This window comes from Bradyrhizobium sp. HKCCYLS3013 (assembly GCF_051167615.1).
Taxonomy (GTDB): domain Bacteria; phylum Pseudomonadota; class Alphaproteobacteria; order Rhizobiales; family Xanthobacteraceae; genus Bradyrhizobium.
Genome location: NZ_JBNPTK010000028.1, coordinates 1 through 16,180, shown reverse-complemented (window position 1 = coordinate 16,180; position 16,180 = coordinate 1). Strand labels below are relative to the sequence as shown.

The 16,180-nt window shown below is 65.8% G+C and carries 12 protein-coding genes; 5 read left to right on the top strand and 7 right to left on the bottom strand.

Annotated features, from left to right (window positions below; all coding sequences use genetic code 11):
* Positions 1-197 precede the first annotated feature (197 nt).
* Both ACQR1F_RS30825 and ACQR1F_RS30820 read right to left on the bottom strand, forming a co-directional pair.
* A complete protein-coding gene (locus tag ACQR1F_RS30825; RefSeq protein WP_434914458.1) occupies positions 198-1,046 on the bottom strand; it encodes a VOC family protein in 849 nt (282 codons plus the stop codon).
* On the bottom strand, positions 1,043-2,302 hold the full coding sequence (locus tag ACQR1F_RS30820; protein ID WP_315805861.1) for a Glu/Leu/Phe/Val family dehydrogenase: 1,260 nt from the start codon (positions 2,300-2,302) through the stop codon (positions 1,043-1,045). Before ACQR1F_RS30820 ends, ACQR1F_RS30825 begins: the two co-directional genes overlap by 4 nt.
* A gap of 205 nt (positions 2,303-2,507) precedes the next feature.
* Between ACQR1F_RS30820 and ACQR1F_RS30815 the strand changes: the two genes are divergently transcribed.
* Positions 2,508-3,401: a sugar kinase gene (locus tag ACQR1F_RS30815; protein WP_315805870.1), complete on the top strand. Its 894-nt coding sequence runs from the start codon at positions 2,508-2,510 to the stop codon at positions 3,399-3,401.
* Positions 3,402-3,421: 20 nt separating this feature from the next.
* Positions 3,422-4,330, top strand: a complete 909-nt coding sequence (locus ACQR1F_RS30810) for a ribokinase (RefSeq protein ID WP_434914457.1) — start codon at positions 3,422-3,424, stop codon at positions 4,328-4,330.
* Here the strand turns inward: ACQR1F_RS30810 and ACQR1F_RS30805 are convergent.
* On the bottom strand, positions 4,327-5,562 hold the full coding sequence (locus tag ACQR1F_RS30805; protein ID WP_434840504.1) for an NAD(P)/FAD-dependent oxidoreductase: 1,236 nt from the start codon (positions 5,560-5,562) through the stop codon (positions 4,327-4,329). The two genes, ACQR1F_RS30810 and ACQR1F_RS30805, sit on opposite strands and share 4 nt — an antisense overlap.
* A gap of 113 nt (positions 5,563-5,675) precedes the next feature.
* On the opposite strand from ACQR1F_RS30805, the gene ACQR1F_RS30800 reads away from it, so the two are divergent.
* On the top strand, positions 5,676-6,461 hold the full coding sequence (locus ACQR1F_RS30800; protein ID WP_316239642.1) for an enoyl-CoA hydratase/isomerase family protein: 786 nt from the start codon (positions 5,676-5,678) through the stop codon (positions 6,459-6,461).
* An 8-nt stretch (positions 6,462-6,469) separates the two neighbouring features.
* Here the strand turns inward: ACQR1F_RS30800 and ACQR1F_RS30795 are convergent, their stop codons facing one another.
* Both ACQR1F_RS30795 and ACQR1F_RS30790 read right to left on the bottom strand, forming a co-directional pair.
* Positions 6,470-8,176, bottom strand: coding sequence for an IlvD/Edd family dehydratase (locus ACQR1F_RS30795; RefSeq protein WP_434914456.1), 1,707 nt, complete (start codon positions 8,174-8,176; stop codon positions 6,470-6,472).
* Positions 8,177-8,317: 141 nt separating this feature from the next.
* The gene (locus ACQR1F_RS30790; RefSeq protein ID WP_315805865.1) at positions 8,318-9,136 is read right to left on the bottom strand and encodes an NAD-dependent epimerase/dehydratase family protein; all 819 of its coding nucleotides are present in this window, start codon (positions 9,134-9,136) and stop codon (positions 8,318-8,320) included.
* Positions 9,137-9,225: 89 nt separating this feature from the next.
* On the opposite strand from ACQR1F_RS30790, the gene ACQR1F_RS30785 reads away from it, so the two are divergent.
* Complete coding sequence (locus ACQR1F_RS30785) at positions 9,226-10,194, top strand: SMP-30/gluconolactonase/LRE family protein (protein ID WP_316218911.1); 969 nt, start codon at positions 9,226-9,228, stop codon at positions 10,192-10,194.
* A 111-nt stretch (positions 10,195-10,305) separates the two neighbouring features.
* On the opposite strand, the gene ACQR1F_RS30780 is transcribed toward ACQR1F_RS30785, so the two are convergent.
* On the bottom strand, positions 10,306-11,736 hold the full coding sequence (locus ACQR1F_RS30780; RefSeq protein ID WP_434914455.1) for an aldehyde dehydrogenase family protein: 1,431 nt from the start codon (positions 11,734-11,736) through the stop codon (positions 10,306-10,308).
* A 491-nt stretch (positions 11,737-12,227) separates the two neighbouring features.
* Positions 12,228-14,594 carry a transketolase gene (locus tag ACQR1F_RS30775; protein WP_434914454.1) on the bottom strand — a complete coding sequence of 789 codons (2,367 nt, stop codon included), beginning with the start codon at positions 14,592-14,594 and terminating at the stop codon, positions 12,228-12,230.
* A gap of 138 nt (positions 14,595-14,732) precedes the next feature.
* Here ACQR1F_RS30775 and ACQR1F_RS30770 point away from each other — a divergent pair, with 138 nt between their 5' ends.
* The gene (locus ACQR1F_RS30770) at positions 14,733-15,194 is read left to right on the top strand and encodes an Lrp/AsnC family transcriptional regulator (RefSeq protein ID WP_316183402.1); all 462 of its coding nucleotides are present in this window, start codon (positions 14,733-14,735) and stop codon (positions 15,192-15,194) included.
* Positions 15,195-16,180 lie beyond the last annotated feature (986 nt).

Here is a 16,180-nt window from a genome sequence, read left to right as displayed (position 1 = left end):
AGACTGCCACGGGAATTCTCGTCATGCCCGGGCCCGTCCCGGCCATCCACGTCGTTCGGCGTGTGCGGTGCTACGTGGATGGCCGGGACGAGCCCGGCCATGACGGGTCGAAAGAGCTGAGCGCATCCCGACGCCCTAGCGTTGCTCGCGACCTGCCGTGCCGTTGTCCGAACGCCTCTCCACGCTCCGCGAATCCCTCACTCCGCCACGCGCGGGGTCTTCTCCAGGATCAGCGTGTGGATGCCGCAGGTGCCGCTGTAGAGGCTCATCACCCGGGTGCCCGGCTTGCGGCCGGCCCGTGGCTCGGAGACCTGCAGGCCGGCGGCGAGCAGCCGCGCGCGCGTGGCATCGATGTCGGCGACGCGCCAGCTCAGGCCCCAGAGCTTGTCATGGGCCTTGTCGTTGCCGGCGACCGGCCGCTTCACCACCTCGACGATCAGGTCGCCGCAGCGGAAGAACATCAACTGCCCCCATTCCTGATGGCTGCGGTCGAGCGCCATGTCGAGGCCGAGCCGGGCGCCGTAGAGCGCGGCGGCGCGTTCGGGATCCTCGGTCGAGATCACGATATGGTCGAGGCCGAGCACGGCCGTATCGGCGGTCTTGGCGGACGGCGGACGTGGCTCGGCAAGCTCGAGGAAGAACATGCGCACGCCGCGCGTCAGATCGGTCATCGCGCGGGTGCGCTTCCAATGCAGCGTCTGGCCGGAGACGCGATCGGTGTTGTCGACCTCGGCAATCGGATCCGGCTTCAGCGCGACCCGCTCGAGCCGCCGATGCATCTTGCCGATATCGCCGGTGGCAAAGCAGATGCTGGCGAGCCCCTCTCCCCAGATCTTGATGACGTTGCGGATGCGGTCGGCGGCGGGGCTCTCCCCCGCCGGCGCCATCAGCTCCAGGCTCATGTTGTCGAGCGTGAACAGGACGCGGTCGGCGCCCTCGCCCGAATTCTGCCAGGACGGCTTGCGCGCCAGCAGCGTCTCGAACGCGGCGCTGCCGGCCTGGATGTCCTGCAGCAGGACGACGACGTGGTCGAGCCCGGTGATCACGGAAACAGCCCTCGCGAGTTCTTGGCGTTGCGCACCTTCTCTACCCCGATCGCCATCGCCGCGGTCCGGTGCGAGATGTCGTCGGCCTTGGCGCGCGCCAGCATGCGCTCGAAGGCGCGGTCGAGGATCTGGTACTCCCTGCGCATCACCTCCTCTTCCTCCCAGAACAGCTGCTGCAGATCCTGCACCCATTCGAAGTAGCTGACGATGACGCCGCCGGAATTGCAGAGGATGTCGGGAATGAGGAAGATCTCCTTGCGGCGCTGCTCCAGCACGAGATCGGCATCCGGCGTGGTCGGACCGTTGGCGGCTTCCGCGATCACCCGGCATTTCAGATGCGCCGCCACCTTGGCGTCGATCACGCGCTCGACGGCCGCCGGCACGAGGATGTCGCAGGCCAGGGTCAGTATCTGGTGTGGATCGAAGGCGAGTTCGGTGGAGAAGCCCGCAATGCTGCCGTGCCTGGTCGCATGCTCCATCAGCGCCGGGATGTCGAGGCCACGCGGATCATGGAGGGCGCCAGTGTGATCGCTGACCGCAATCACCTTCATGCCCATCTGGTGGAAGCCGAGCGCGGCGTAGGAGCCGACATTGCCGAAGCCCTGCACCACGGCCGTGGACGTGGTCGGGTCGATGCCCAGCTCATCCATCACCCGCCGCGACACATGGGCGACGCCGCGGCCGGTGGCCTCGCGGCGGCCGAGCGTGCCGCCGGAGAACACCGGCTTGCCGGTGACGATCTCGGTCACGGTCTGGCCCTGGTACATCGAATACGTGTCCATGAACCAGGCCATCACCTGCTCATTGGTGCCCATGTCGGGCGCCATCACGTCGGTATGCGGGCCGACGAACGGGATCATCTCCTGCATGTAGCGGCGCGACAGCGATTCGAGCTCGCGCTTCGACAGCTTGGAGAGATCGACGTTGATGCCGCCCTTGGCGCCGCCATAGGGCAAGCCGACCAGCGCGCATTTCCAGCTCATCCAGATCGCGAGCGCGGCGACCTCGCCAATGTCGACCGTCGGGGCGAACCGCGTGCCGCCCTTGGTCGGCCCCATCGTCAGCAGATGCTGGACCCGGTAGCCTTCGTAGACCGAGATCGTGCCATCATCCTTGTGGATCGGACACGAGACGGTGATCGCCCGCTTCGGCAACAGCAGCCGGTCCCGCTCGTCGGCTGGGATGCCAAGATGGTCGGCGATCACGTTGAACTGATTGGTGGCCATCTCGAACACCGGACCCGCATAGACAGTCATATTCCACTCCCGAATCTGCGTTTCTGCAGGCCGGCAACCATAGCGCGACCCGCGCGCCGGCGGCAGGGGGCCACCGGTAGCAGACGGCCGATCTCAACCACCAAGGTGACGATTTGACGAAGAATTTCAGCGTTGATCCGCTTTGACCGCTTGCTAATCTGCGGCGCCGGGGCCGCGATCACCCCTTAGTGAGACAGAAATGGCAATGCAGGCCCTCTTCATCGGACAGACCTACATCGACGTGACATTCATCACCGACCACATGCCGACGGGGGACGAGAAGCACGTGGCGTCCGACTATGCCGTCTCGTTCGGCGGCAATGCCGTGACTGCGGCATTTTGCTGCGCCAAGCTCGGCATTGTGCCCGACCTGATCGCGACCGTCGCGAATGACTGGCTCGGGCGGATGTTCCAGGACATGACCGCGAAATACGGCATCTCGGTCCACCCCCGGAAGGTCAATGCCTCCTCGCTGTCCTTCATCATGCCGAAGGACGGCAAGCGCGCCATCGTGCGCTGCCGCGACGACGCGCATATCCACCCGTTCCCGCTGCTCAATCTCGGCAATTGCAGGGCGCTGCATGTCGACGGCCACCAGCCCGACGCCGCGTTGCATTATGCCAAGCTGTGCCGCGAGGCCGGCATCCTGACCTCGCTCGACGGCGGCGGCCTGCGCACCAACACCCATGAGCTGCTCGAATATATCGACGTCGCGATCGTCGCCGAGCGGCTGTGCGAGCAGATGGATCTCACGCCGGAAAAGATGCTCGACTACCTGAAGAGCCGCGGCTGCCGCATCGGCGGCGTCACCCAGGGCGAGAAGGGCCTGCTCTGGTATGACGAGGTCGGCGCCGTGCATACGCTGCCGGCCTATCCGATCCCGCGCGAGCGCGTGATCGACACCAATGGCGCCGGCGACGTCTTCCACGGCGCGTATGTGTATTCGTACCTCGCCGATCCCGCCAAGGGCTGGAAGGAGCATTTCGAGTTCGCGCGCGCGGCCTCGACCTTCAAGATCCAGAAGCTCGGCAACGAGGCCGGCCTGCCGACGCTCGCCGATATCGAGCTGGTCCGGCAGGAATTCGAGGCGCGCGTCTAGCGGTTGTGGGGAGCAAGCGGATGGGGCGGGTCGTCGTCGCCGGCAGCATCAACATGGATGTGGTGGCGGCGGCCGAGCGCCATCCGCGCATCGGCGAGACCGTCGCGGGCCGGTCGGTGATGTACTTTCCCGGCGGCAAGGGCGCGAACCAGGCGGTCTCAGCCGCCAAGCTCGGCGCGCCGACGGCGCTGATCGGCCGCCTCGGCCGCGACGCCTTCGGCGAGCAGCTGCGCGCCTTCCTCGCCGGCCAGGGCATCGACCTCGCCGCGGTCAAGGACAGCGCGGACGCGTCGACCGGCACCGCGATCATCACGCTGGCCAACGCCGACAACACGATCGTGGTGATCCCGGGCGCCAATGCCGAGGTCAGCGCTGACGATGTGGCGCAGATTGCGTTGACAACGGGCGACGTGGCGGTGAGCCAGTTCGAGATCCCGCAGGCGACCATCGCCGCCTTCTTCCAGCGTGCGAAGGCCGCCGGCGCCACCACGATCCTCAACCCCGCCCCCGCCAGCGCCTTTGGCCGCGAGCTGTTCGCGCTGGTCGACGTCCTCGTGCTCAACGAAACCGAGCTCGGCTTCCTGGCCGGCATCGAGCTTGGCGACGCGCCGACGCCGCAGCAGGTAATCACGGCGGTGCTTGCGCTCAAGCCTCGCGACGATCAGACGGTCTGCGTCACGCTCGGCGCGCGCGGCGCGATCGCGGTCTCTGGTGCCGAGGCAAGGCTGGTCGAAGGCCGCGCGGTCAAGGCTGTCGACACCACGGGCGCCGGCGACTGCTTCGTCGGCGCGCTCGCGGCGCGGCTGTCGCAAGGCGCGGCGATCGCGGATGCGATCGCCTACGCCAACGTTGCGGCGTCGATCTCGGTGCAGCGGATGGGCGCCGGCCCGTCGATGCCCACTGCCGAGGAGGTGCGCGCGCTGCTCTAGGCGAGAGCGCTCTTCAGGTCGAAGCTGGGATCAGCGGCCTTGGCTGCATCCAAGGTGCCGCCCGCAGCAAGCAACTTGCGGCCGAACATATGGTCGCCGGCGCGGTTGACCGACTCGATGCCGACCAGCCGGCCCTCTTTGTAACAGAATGCGGAGAATGCCTTTTGCGCCGGATCCCCGCGCAGCACGACCTGGTCATAGCCCGTGGTGAGCCCCGCGATCTGGAGCTTGTCGTTGGCCTGGTCGCTCCAGAACCACGGCTGCCCGTCATAGGGCTTGACGTCGCCCGTCAGCCGCGCCGCGACGCAGCGGGCATGATCGGTGGCGTTCTGCACCGACTCCAGCCGCAATGTGCCGCCAAAGCGCTGGCTGGCGAACAGGGCGCAATCGCCGATCGCCGAGATGTGCGGATCGCTGGTGAGCAGATACTCGTCGACCACGATGCCGGAGGCGACCTGCAATCCAGCCTCGGCGGCGAGCTCGACATTCGGCAGCACGCCGACGCCGACCACGACGAGATCGGCGGGGATGTGCCGACCATCGCTGAGGCTGACGCCGGTGACCTTGTTGCCGTCGGCCTCGATGCTGGTGGACTGCACTCCGAGATGAATCTGCACGCCGGCATCGGCATGCTGCTTCTGGAAGTAGTCGGAGATTTCCGCCGTCACGGCCCGCGCCATCACCCGCGCGCCGAGCTCGAGCACGTCGACCTCGAGGCCCTTGATCCGGGCGGTCGCCGCGAATTCGAGACCGATGAAGCCGGCGCCGATCACCACGGCCCGCTTGGCATCGGCGAGCAAGCCTCGCAGCGCTTCGCTGTCGTCGAGAATGCGCAGATACCGCACGGCAGGGAGATTGGCATTGGGAATGTCGAGCAGCCGATTGCGCGCACCGGTCGCGAACACGAGGTGCCCATAGTCGAGCGTCCGACCGGAGGCGAGCAGCACCTTGCGCTGATCGCGCTGAACAGCGACGGCACGATCATAGACGAGATCGATGGTCTGGTCCGCGTAGAACTTCTGCGGCCGAAACATCAGGGTCTCGGGACCGCCGGTGCCCTTGAGATAGGCCTTCGACAGCGGCGGACGCTGATACGGCAGATGCGGTTCGTCGTTGATCAGGTGAATCGGATCGGCAAAGCCTGCCTGACGCAGCGAGGTCGCGAGCTGGAATCCCGCATGCCCCGCACCCACGATCACCACCGGTCCCTTCGTCACTGCGCCCTGCCCCATTCTGTCATTGTCCATGCCGACGGAACCGGGTTTTGGCAGACTTGCCCGGCATTGTCACCGGTCCCGCCGTGCGGTTTAAATGCGGCAACAAGAACCACGCCCGGGAGGTATGAATGTCGGACGCCGTAGCGGAACCTGCCCGCCTGAGCATCGAGGGTCCGATCGCGGCCATCACGCTCGACCGCCCGGCGGCGTTCAACGCCATCAACCTTGCGATTGCGAAGCGCTTGGAGCTGCTTGCGGCCCAAGTAGAGGCCGACAAGACCATCCGCGTGCTGATCCTGAAAGGCGAAGGCCGCGCCTTCTGCGCCGGCGGCGACCTGCAGACGATCGGCGCTGCCGCTGAGGCCAACACCATCACGCCTGTCGTCAGCGAACTGCTGCATCACTACCATGCTTTCATCGCGAGCCTGCGGCGCATGCCCAAGATCGTGCTGGCGAGCGTGCACGGCTCCGCCGCCGGCGCAGGGATGTCGCTCGCCTTCGCCGCCGACCTCTGCATCGCCGCCGAGGACGCGCGCTTCACGCCGGCCTATGCCAAGCTCGGCGTGTCGCCCGACGGCGGCGGTACAGTTGGCATGGTCGCCACTGTGGGCATCAGGCGGGCGTTGCAGATCTTCCTGGCGGAGGACAGCTTCACGGCCGCGCAGGCCCATGAATGGGGCTTGGTCGCGAAAGTCGTCCCCGCCCCCGGGCTCGCTGCAGCCACCGAAGCGCTGGCGCAGCGACTGGCGCAGAACATGCCGGCGGGGATCGCTGCGACCAAGGCGCTGATCCATCGCGCACTGACCAGCTCGGTCGAAGACCAGCTGGCGGCCGAGCGGGATGCGATCATCAATTGCATGCACACCGACGAATTCCGCGCCGCCGTGAAGCGGTTCACCAGCAAGGGAAAGTAGGACTGCGCTCAACTCTTCCCTTTCCGGCGCATGAAATCGAAATCGCAGCCGTCGTCGGCCTGCAGGATCGTTGCATGGAAGAGATGCGCATAGCCGCGCTCGGCCCATTCGGGCGTTGCGGCTTGCTTCAGCGCAGCGCGACGCCGGTCCAACTCGGCGTCGTCGACCAGCAGGTCGATGCTGCGCTTTTCGACATCGAGCCGGATCATGTCGCCGCTCCGCACCAGCGCCAGCGGACCGCCGACGGCGGACTCCGGCGTGATGTGAAGGACGATGGTGCCGAACGCGGTGCCGCTCATGCGCGCATCGGAGATGCGCACCATGTCCTTGGTGCCGCCGCGCGCGAGCTTCTTCGGAATCGGCAGGTACCCCGCCTCCGGCATGCCTGGCGCGCCCTTGGGTCCGGCATTGCGCAACACCAGGACGTCGTCGGCCGAAACATCGAGAGCGGGATCATCGATCCGCAGGGTCATGTCCTCCACCGACTCGAACACGACGGCGCGCCCGGTATGTTGCAGCAGCTTCGGGCTCGCCGCCGAATGCTTGATGACTGCGCCGCGCGGCGCCAGATTGCCGCGCAGCACGGCAAGGCCGCCTTCCGGCTTGATCGCGTCATCGCGCGCGCGGATCACGTCCTGCCCAGGAACATCCTCCGCCGCAGCGACGATGTCGCGCAGCGACTGGCCGGTGATCGAGCGGCAATCGAGGTCGATGAGATCGCCGAGCTGCTTCATCAGCTTCGGCACGCCACCGGCGTGGTGGAAATGCTCCATGTAGTGATCGCCGGACGGCTTGAGGTCGACCAGCACTGGCACCTCGCGCCCGATGCAGTCGAACGCATCGAGGTCGATCCTGTGCGGCGTCCGGCCGGCGATGGCGGTGAGATGCACGAGCCCGTTGGTCGAGCCGCCGATCGCCTGCAGCACCACCTGCGCATTCCGGAACGCCGGAGGGGTCAGCAGTTCGCTCGGCTTCGGTCCCTTCACCTTGGCCATCTCAGCCGCGACCCGGCCGCTGGCCTCGGCCGAGCGGAAGCGCTCGGCGTGGGGCGCCGGGATGGTCGCGCTCATCGGCAGGGACAGGCCGAGCGCCTCGGTGATGCAGGCCATGGTCGAGGCCGTGCCCATCACCATGCAGGTGCCGACCGAAGGCGCGAGCCGGCCGTTGACCGCATCGATCTCGCTGCCGTCCATCTCACCGGCGCGATACTTCGCCCAGAGACGTCGGCAATCGGTGCAGGCGCCGAGCACCTCGCCCTTATGATGCCCGACCACCATCGGTCCGACCGGAATGACCACGGTCGGCAGATCGGCGGACACCGCGGCCATGATCTGCGCCGGCAAGGTCTTGTCGCAACCGCCGATGACGACAACGGCGTCCATCGGCTGCGCGCGGATCATCTCCTCGGTTTCCATCGCCATCAGGTTGCGCAGATACATCGAGGTCGGATGCGCAAAACTCTCGGCGATCGAGATGGTCGGAAACACGAACGGCATCGCGCCGGACAGCATGACGCCGCGCTTCACCGCTTCCAAAATCTGCGGCACGTTGCCATGGCAGGGATTGTAGTCGCTGTAGGTGTTGGTGATGCCGACGATCGGACGATCGAGCGCGTCATCGGAATAGCCGGCCGCCTTGATGAAGGCCTTGCGCAGGAACAGCGAGAATCCGGCATCGCCGTAAGCGGTCAGTCCCTTGCGCAGGCCGTCGGTCATGGTCTTCTTTTCTTTCGTTGCTCTGTCTCGTTATTCCGGGGCGCGCGAAGCGCGAACCCGGAATCCAGAAGTGGTTTAAACTCTCATGTCGAGATTCCGGGTTCGCGTCCTGCGGACGCGCCCCGGAATGCCGACCTTGGATCACCCCCAATCGATGATCCGGCTGGTGTCGCCATCGAACTCCGTGGTGCAGAACGCGCCGCCCTGGAAATAGTCCCCAATCGGATCGGCCGGCAGCTTGGCCTGCTCGGCCATGGCGTGCTCGCGGAAATCCTCGGCGCGGCCGGTCGGGCGGTAGCCGAGATCATAGGCGCGCTGGTTGTCCCACCAGGCGCGTTCATTGAGCGAGGCGCCGTACAGCACCTCGAAGTGGATGTCCGGATGCTCCAGGCCGATGCGGCAGAGCTGCACGAGATCCTCCGGCTTCAGCCAGATCGACAGACGGCGCTTGTCGAGCGGCTTGTCGCCGAAATTGCCGATGCGGAGGCACGTGACCTTCAGCCCGTGCTTGTCGGCATACAGAGACCCGAGCGCCTCGCCGAACACCTTGCTGACGCCGTAGCGGCCGTCGGGGCGCGGCTGCACGTCGTTGTCGATCTTGCGATGGCGCGGATAGAAGCCGACCGCGTGGTTCGACGACGCGAACACCACGCGCTTCACACCCTTGCGGCGGGCGGCCTCGAACAGGTTGTAGCCGCCGATGATGTTGGCCTGCAGGATGTCGCTCCACGGTCCTTCGACCGAGTAGCCGCCGAAATGGATGATGCCGTCGACGCCCTCGCACAGCGCCTCGACCTGGGACAGGTCGGCAAGATCGGCCGCCTTGAACGTCTCCTGGCTGGACAGATCCGCCGGCGGTCTGAGGTCACTGAGCAGAAGGTCCGGATAGATCGGCGGCAGCAGCTTCCGCAAGGAAGTGCCGATTCCACCGCTCGCTCCGGTCATCAAGATACGTGGCATTTCATCCCTCTTGTTCGGCCCGCAGGTTTGCGGTCATTGCTCGGCGATGATAGCAGAGATCGTAACGGCGCAATAACAGGACCGGCCAAATGTCCGACGGAAACGCTCACGCGCAGGGCTTTCGCCCTGCCACCTTCTATCCCGATCCAGCGATCCAGGCGCTGGATCCGCGCTTCGAGAAATACTGGCTCAAGCTCTCCGCGGTCGAGCGGCTCGCCACCGGGCTGCGCTGGGCAGAGGGGCCGGTGTGGTTTGGCGACGGGCGCTATCTCCTCTGCAGCGATATTCCCAACCAGCGCATCCTCAAATGGGAGGAGGAGACCGGCGCGGTCTCGATCTTCCGCAAGCCCTCCAATTTCGCCAACGGCAACACCCGTGACCGGCAGGGACGGCTCGTCACCTGCGAGCATGGCGGCCGCCGCGTCACGCGCACCGAATACGACGGCTCGATCACCGTGCTGATGGATTCCTTCAACGGCAAGCGGCTGAACTCGCCGAACGACGTCGTGGTGAAGTCCGACGGCTCGATCTGGTTCACCGATCCGACCTTCGGCCTGCTCGGCAATTACGAGGGCTACAAGGCCGAGCCGGAGATCGACACCCACGTGTACCGGATCGACGCTGGCACCGGCCAAGCGACCATCGTCGCCGAAGGCGTGCTGGGGCCGAACGGGCTGTGCTTCTCGCCCGACGAATCCATCCTCTACATCGTCGAATCCCGCGGCGTGCCGACGCGCAAGATCCTCGCCTATGACGTCTCCGCCGACGGCACGACGCTCACCAACAAGCGCGTCCACATCGATGCCGGCCCAGGCACGCCGGACGGCATGCGCTGCGACGTCGACGGCAATCTCTGGTGCGGCTGGGGCATGGGCTCGCCCGAGCTCGATGGCGTCATGGTGTTCGCGCCGGATGGCGCGCCGATCGGCCGCATCGCTTTGCCCGAGCGCTGCGCCAACGTCTGCTTCGGCGGCCTCAAGCGCAACCGCCTGTTCATGGCTGCCAGCCAGTCGATCTACGCACTCTACGTGAACACGCAGGGCGCGCTGGGGGGCTGACATCCGGTCCCGTAGGGTGGGCAAAGGCGCGGAGCGCCGTGCCCACCTGCTTCGTTGTCGGCGCGAACGGTGGGCACGCTGCGCTTTGCCCACCCTACGCATCCTCACCGATCAGGCCGCGTTGTAGCCCGCGACCGCCTTGACCTCGAGATACTCCTCGAGACCGAACTTGCCCCATTCGCGGCCGTTGCCGGACTGCTTGTAGCCGCCGAACGGCGCGGTGCGGTCGTTCGGCACGCCCTGCAAATTGACGTTGCCGGCGCGGATCTTGCGACCGACCTCGCGGGCCTTCTCGATCGTCGGCGCGGTGACGTAGCCGGCCAGACCATAGGGCGTGTCGTTGGCGATCTTGACCGCCTCGGACTCGTCCTGCGCGCCGATGATCACCAGCACCGGCCCGAAAATCTCCTCGCGCGAGATGGTCATCTCGGGCTTGACGTCGGCGAAGATGGTCGGCCGCACATAGAAGCCCTTGTTGACGCCCTCGGGCAGGCCCGGACCGCCGGCGACGAGGGTCGCGCCCTCCTCGATGCCCTTGTTGATGAGGGCCTGGATCTTGTCCCACTGGCCGCGATTGACGACAGGGCCGATCGTGGTGCCTTCGCCGCGGGGATCACCGGCCTTGGTCTTGTCGGCGACGCCCTTGGCGATCGCGGCGACTTCCTTCATCCGGGCGGCCGGCACGATCATGCGCGACGGCGCGTTGCAGGACTGGCCGGAATTGTTGAACATGTGCATGACGCCGCCGGTCACCGCCTTCACCAGGTCGGAGCCTTCCAGGATCACGTTCGGCGACTTGCCGCCGAGCTCCTGGCTGACGCGCTTCACGGTCGGCGCCGCGCGCTTGGCGACGTCGATGCCGGCGCGGGTCGAGCCGGTGAACGAGATCATGTCGATGTCCGGATGCTCGCTCATGGCGGCGCCGACCTCCGGCCCCAAACCGTTGATCAGGTTGAACACGCCCTTCGGCACGCCGGCCTCATGCAGGATTTCCGCGAAGATCAGCGCCGAGGTCGGGGTGAACTCCGACGGCTTCAGGATCATGGTGCAGCCGGCAGCCAGCGCCGGCGCCACCTTGCAGGCGATCTGGTTGAGCGGCCAATTCCAGGGCGTGATCATTCCGACCACGCCGACCGGCTCGCGCACCACCACGGACGACGGCAGCGTCTCCTCGAACTCGTACTTCTTCAGCACGTCGAGCGTCGACATCAGATGTCCGAGGCCGGCACCGGCCTGCAGCTTCTCGGCCATCGGCAGCGGCGCGCCCATCTCGTCGGAAACGGCGGCACCGATCTCCTTCATGCGGCCCTTGTAGATCGCGATGATCTTCTCGAGCAGCGCGACGCGCTCCTCACGCGAGGTCTGCGAGAAGGTCTCGAAGGCGCGCTTGGCGGCGGCGACGGCCTTGTCGACATCGGCCTTGGAGCCCAACGCAACCTCGTACATCGCCTCTTCGGTCGCGGGATTGACGACCGGGGTGGACTTCTTGACGACCGGATCGACCCAGGCGCCGTCGATGTAGAATTGCAGGCGATTGACCATCGGAAAACCTCTTCACATGGAAGCATATGGGGGGCGGCAGCGTGCGGGCCGGCATCCTGGCACGCGCGATCCGCGGGATGAACCCGCCACATGCGGGGACCGGGGTTGCGTCCCGCGGATATAGGAGCAAGGCCGCGACCGGCGCAAGCCGACGGGCCTGCGTTTCGTCGCCGCTCCATTTTGCGTCGCAACAAGCGCGGCTCGCCTGTTTTCGCCCCCAGCGGGCCATCATTCCGGATGGCAGAATTCCCACCGCGAAGATTCATTTCCAAGATGTGAACTGCTTCACATCGCGGCTCGATCGCCCTGGCTAATCTCCTCGCCATAGACATGACGGCATCTCGAAAGGACGCCGGACACGATTTCAGAACCGAAAATTTCGCCAGTTCTTATTGCGTAGCCTTTCAGCACGTAGACATTTTGATCCAAGTTGCGACGCCGTCTCCTTCACCCCAGGTGAGGGGGGCGGCGTCCTCGTTTTGGGCCTTCCCTCACACCGCCATCTTGCGATGCCGCACCGGCGCGCCGGTGAGGCTCTCGGCCGCATCGATGATCGCGTTGGCATCCATCCCATTGTGGCGATAAAGATCGTTGATCGTCCCGGTCTGGCCGAACTTTTCGACACCCAGCGCCTCGACGCGATGGCCGCGCACCGAGCCGAGCCAGCCGAGCGTCGCCGGATGGCCGTCGATCACGGTGACGATGCCGCAATCGCGCGGCAGCGGCGCCAGCAACTGCTCGATGTGGCTGAGATGCTGCCCGCCGCGGCGATGCCGGCGCAGGCTGCGCGCCGCCGTCCATCCGGCATGCAGCCGGTCCGCCGAGGTGATGGCGAGCAGGCCGACGTCGCGGCGGGACTCGCCGATCAGGCCGGTGGCCTCGATCGCCTCCGGCGCGACCGCGCCGGTGTAGGCGACGATCACCTCCGCATTCGGGCCCGGCTTGCGCAGCCAATAGGCGCCCGCGGCGATGTCGGACTCCAGCTCGGGCGTCATGATCCGCTGCGGCTGGTCGATGGTGCGCGTCGACAGCCGCAGATAGACCGAGCCGCCCTCGCCCGGCGCGGCTTGCATGTGGGTAAAGCCCCACTTCATGATCGCGGCGAGCTCGTCGACGAAGGCCGGCTCGAACGAGGACAGCCCATCCTGCGCCATGCCGATCAAGGGCGTCGCGATCGACTGATGCGCGCCGCCTTCCGGCGCCAGGGTGACGCCCGACGGCGTCGCGACGACCATGAAACGCGCATCCTGATAGCAGGCGTAGTTCAGCGCATCGAGGCCGCGCTCGATGAAGGGATCGTACAAGGTGACCACCGGCAGCAGCCGCGCGCCGTTGATGGCGTGCGACAGCCCGAGCGCGGAGGCCATGATGAACAGGTTCATCTCGGCGATGCCGAGCTCGATATGCTGGCCCTTCGGCGAGGCCGCCCAATTGAAGGTCGAGGGGATCTTCTCGCTGCGGAACAAATCGGCCTTCTCGGCACGCGCGAACAGGCCACGGCGGTTGACCCAGGCACCGAGATTGGTCGAGACGGTGACATCGGGCGACGACGTCACGATGCGCGAGGCCATTGCGGTGTCGCCGCGGGCGAGATCGTTGAGGATCAGGCCAAAGCCCTGCTGCGTCGACATCTGGGCCGCGGCGGTGAAGGTCAGCCTGGGCACGTCGAACACGGCGTCATCGAGCCGGCGGCCATCGCGGTTGAACGGCACGGACGCAAGGAACGCCTCGAGCGTGGCGGTGTCCTGCTTCAAGCCTTCGAACTTGTCCCATTCATGGCCCGGGCGGATGTTCTGCTGCGCGCGCCATTTCTCCATCTGCGCGACTGTCATCAGCCCGGCGTGGTTGTCCTTGTGGCCCTGGAACGGCAGGCCGACGCCCTTGATGGTGTAGGCGATGAAGCAGACGGGGCGATCGTGGTCGATGGACTCGAACGCCTCCAGCATGCTCGCCATGTCGTGGCCGCCGAGGTTCGACATCAACGCCAGCAGTTCGTCGTCGCTGCGCTTGTCGAGCAGCCGCGTCACGTCGCCCTGGTCACCGATCTCGTCCTGGATGTGCTTGCGGAAGGCAGCCCCACCCTGGAAGCACAGCGCCGCGTAGAGCGCGTTCGGGCAATTGTCGATCCAGCGCCTGAGCGCCTCGCCGCCGGGCTCGGCGAAGGCCTCGCGCATCAGCCGGCCGTATTTCACGATCACCACATCCCAGCCGAAATTGCGGAACATGGTCTCGAACTTCTCCCACAGGCCCTCGCGCACGACAGCGTCCAGGCTCTGGCGGTTGTAGTCGACGATCCACCAGGTGTTGCGCAGGCCGTGCTTCCAGCCCTCGGCCAGCGCCTCGAAGATGTTGCCCTCGTCCATCTCGGCGTCGCCGACCAGCGCGATCATGCGGCCTTCGCGGCGATCCTTCATCCAGCCATGCGCCTGCACGTAGTCCTGCACCAGCGACGAGAACAGCGTCTGCGCGACGCCGAGCCCGACCGAGCCGGTCGAGAAGTCGACGTCGTCGACATCCTTGGTGCGCGACGGATAGGATTGCGCGCCCTTGAAGCCGCGGAAATTCTCCAGCTTCTCGCGCGTCTGCCGGCCGAACAGATATTGGATCGCGTGGAACACCGGGCTCGCATGCGGCTTCACCGCAACGCGATCCTCCGGGCGCAGCACCGAGAAATACAGCGCCGACAGGATGGTCGCGAGCGAGGCGGACGAGGCCTGGTGGCCGCCGACTTTCAGGCCATCGCTGTTCGGCCGGATGTGGTTGGCGTGATGGATGGTCCAGGACGACAGCCACAACGCCTTGCGGGTCAGCGCGTTCAGGATATCTAGACGGTCTGACGATGCGGATGGCGTGGCCATGGCGCTGCTCCCCGGGTATTGCTGGATTCGTGGACTTTAATCCTCTTGCCACGGCCAGAATTCTCAATTTTTCGCGCACAGAGCGGATCTATTGGGATATTTTATCAACCTGAACTCATTTTCAGCGACTTGATTCCAATGCCAGAACTCGACGCCATCGACCGCAAGATTCTCGGCCACCTCCAGGCCGACGGCCGCATCACCATGCAGGAGCTGGCCGACAAGGTGGGCCTCTCGGTCTCGCCCTGCCATCGCCGCGTGAAATTGCTGGAGGAGCGCGGCGTCATCACCCGCTACATCGCCACCGTCGACCAGAAGGCGCTCGGGCTGCACGTCTCGGTGTTCATCTCGATCAAGCTGGCTCGGCAGAAGGAGGAGGACCTGAAACGGTTCGAGAAGGCGATCTCGGCCTGGCCCGAGGTGCTGGAGTGCTATCTGATGACAGGCAATCGGGACTACATGCTGCGGGTGGTAGCGGCCGACCTGTCGTCGTATGAGGCGTTCCTGAAGACCAAGCTGACAAGGCTCGACGGCATCGCCTCGATCGAGAGCAGCTTTGCCCTGAGTCAGGTCAAGTACTCGATTGCACTGCCGGTGTGAGCCAAGCAATCGCCACGACCTCCGCTGTCGTCCCGGCGAACGCCGGCACCCATACTCCGCGGCGGCCGTGGTGAAACAAGCCTGGTCCAACATCTCGCGCAACAACATCTTCCTGGGGTTATGGGTCCCGGCGTTCGCCGGGACGACACCGTGTTTGTTGAAACGAGACGCCCACAAAGATTTCCGTCATTGCGAGGAGCGCAGCGACGAAGCAATCCAGAGCGCATCCGCGGCAAGATCCTGGATTGCTTCGCTGCGCTCGCAATGACGCCCGTACTGTCTGCCGTGCTCACGTTGTCCGACAGCACTTTCTGATGCATGAGAATATAGTTTCGCGACCTCGCGACACGTTTTGCGCCCGAGCTTTGATTTTTCGCCCTCTCATCAAAGAGGGCGCAGGGAAGGCCGGGCGCTGGCCGCGCCCGTGGCCCGCCTGCTCAAAAAATGCAGGCGGCAGGTACCACAGGTCTGGCCGAATACGCCCGGCCCTCCCTGCGCGATGGTTTTGACGGCTGCTTCGCGTTCTCCCCGGCGCACCGGCTTTTGGCCACCGTTGCCTGCGCGGCGCGTGAGCGCCGGCGCAAGCGTGACACCAGCATCGGGGTGTCAGGACCGCGCGACTTGACCGTGCGTGCATCGCCGTTCGTCCGCGCGAATGATCACGCTGCAACGACACACGCCCATCGCATTCCGCTGCCGACGTCCATGACGACCGCGATACGTCCCCTCCGACGCAACGGACGGGCCGGACTCTAATGCTGATTTTGCGAAATCGGCAAGTGGATTATTTTTCAGCGGAGGGCTGGACACGATTTTCACGCGCGATCTGATTTGCCCGTCGGGCAGCCATAGCGCCGTCGCACTCCGCGACGCCGACCGGCCGGGTGCCGCGCCGGTTTCGGAGCTTAACCCCATTGGCGCTAACTTACCATTTTGCTGCCGGAAATGGATGATTCCTCGGTCGAGTGACTGACGAATCGCTTTCG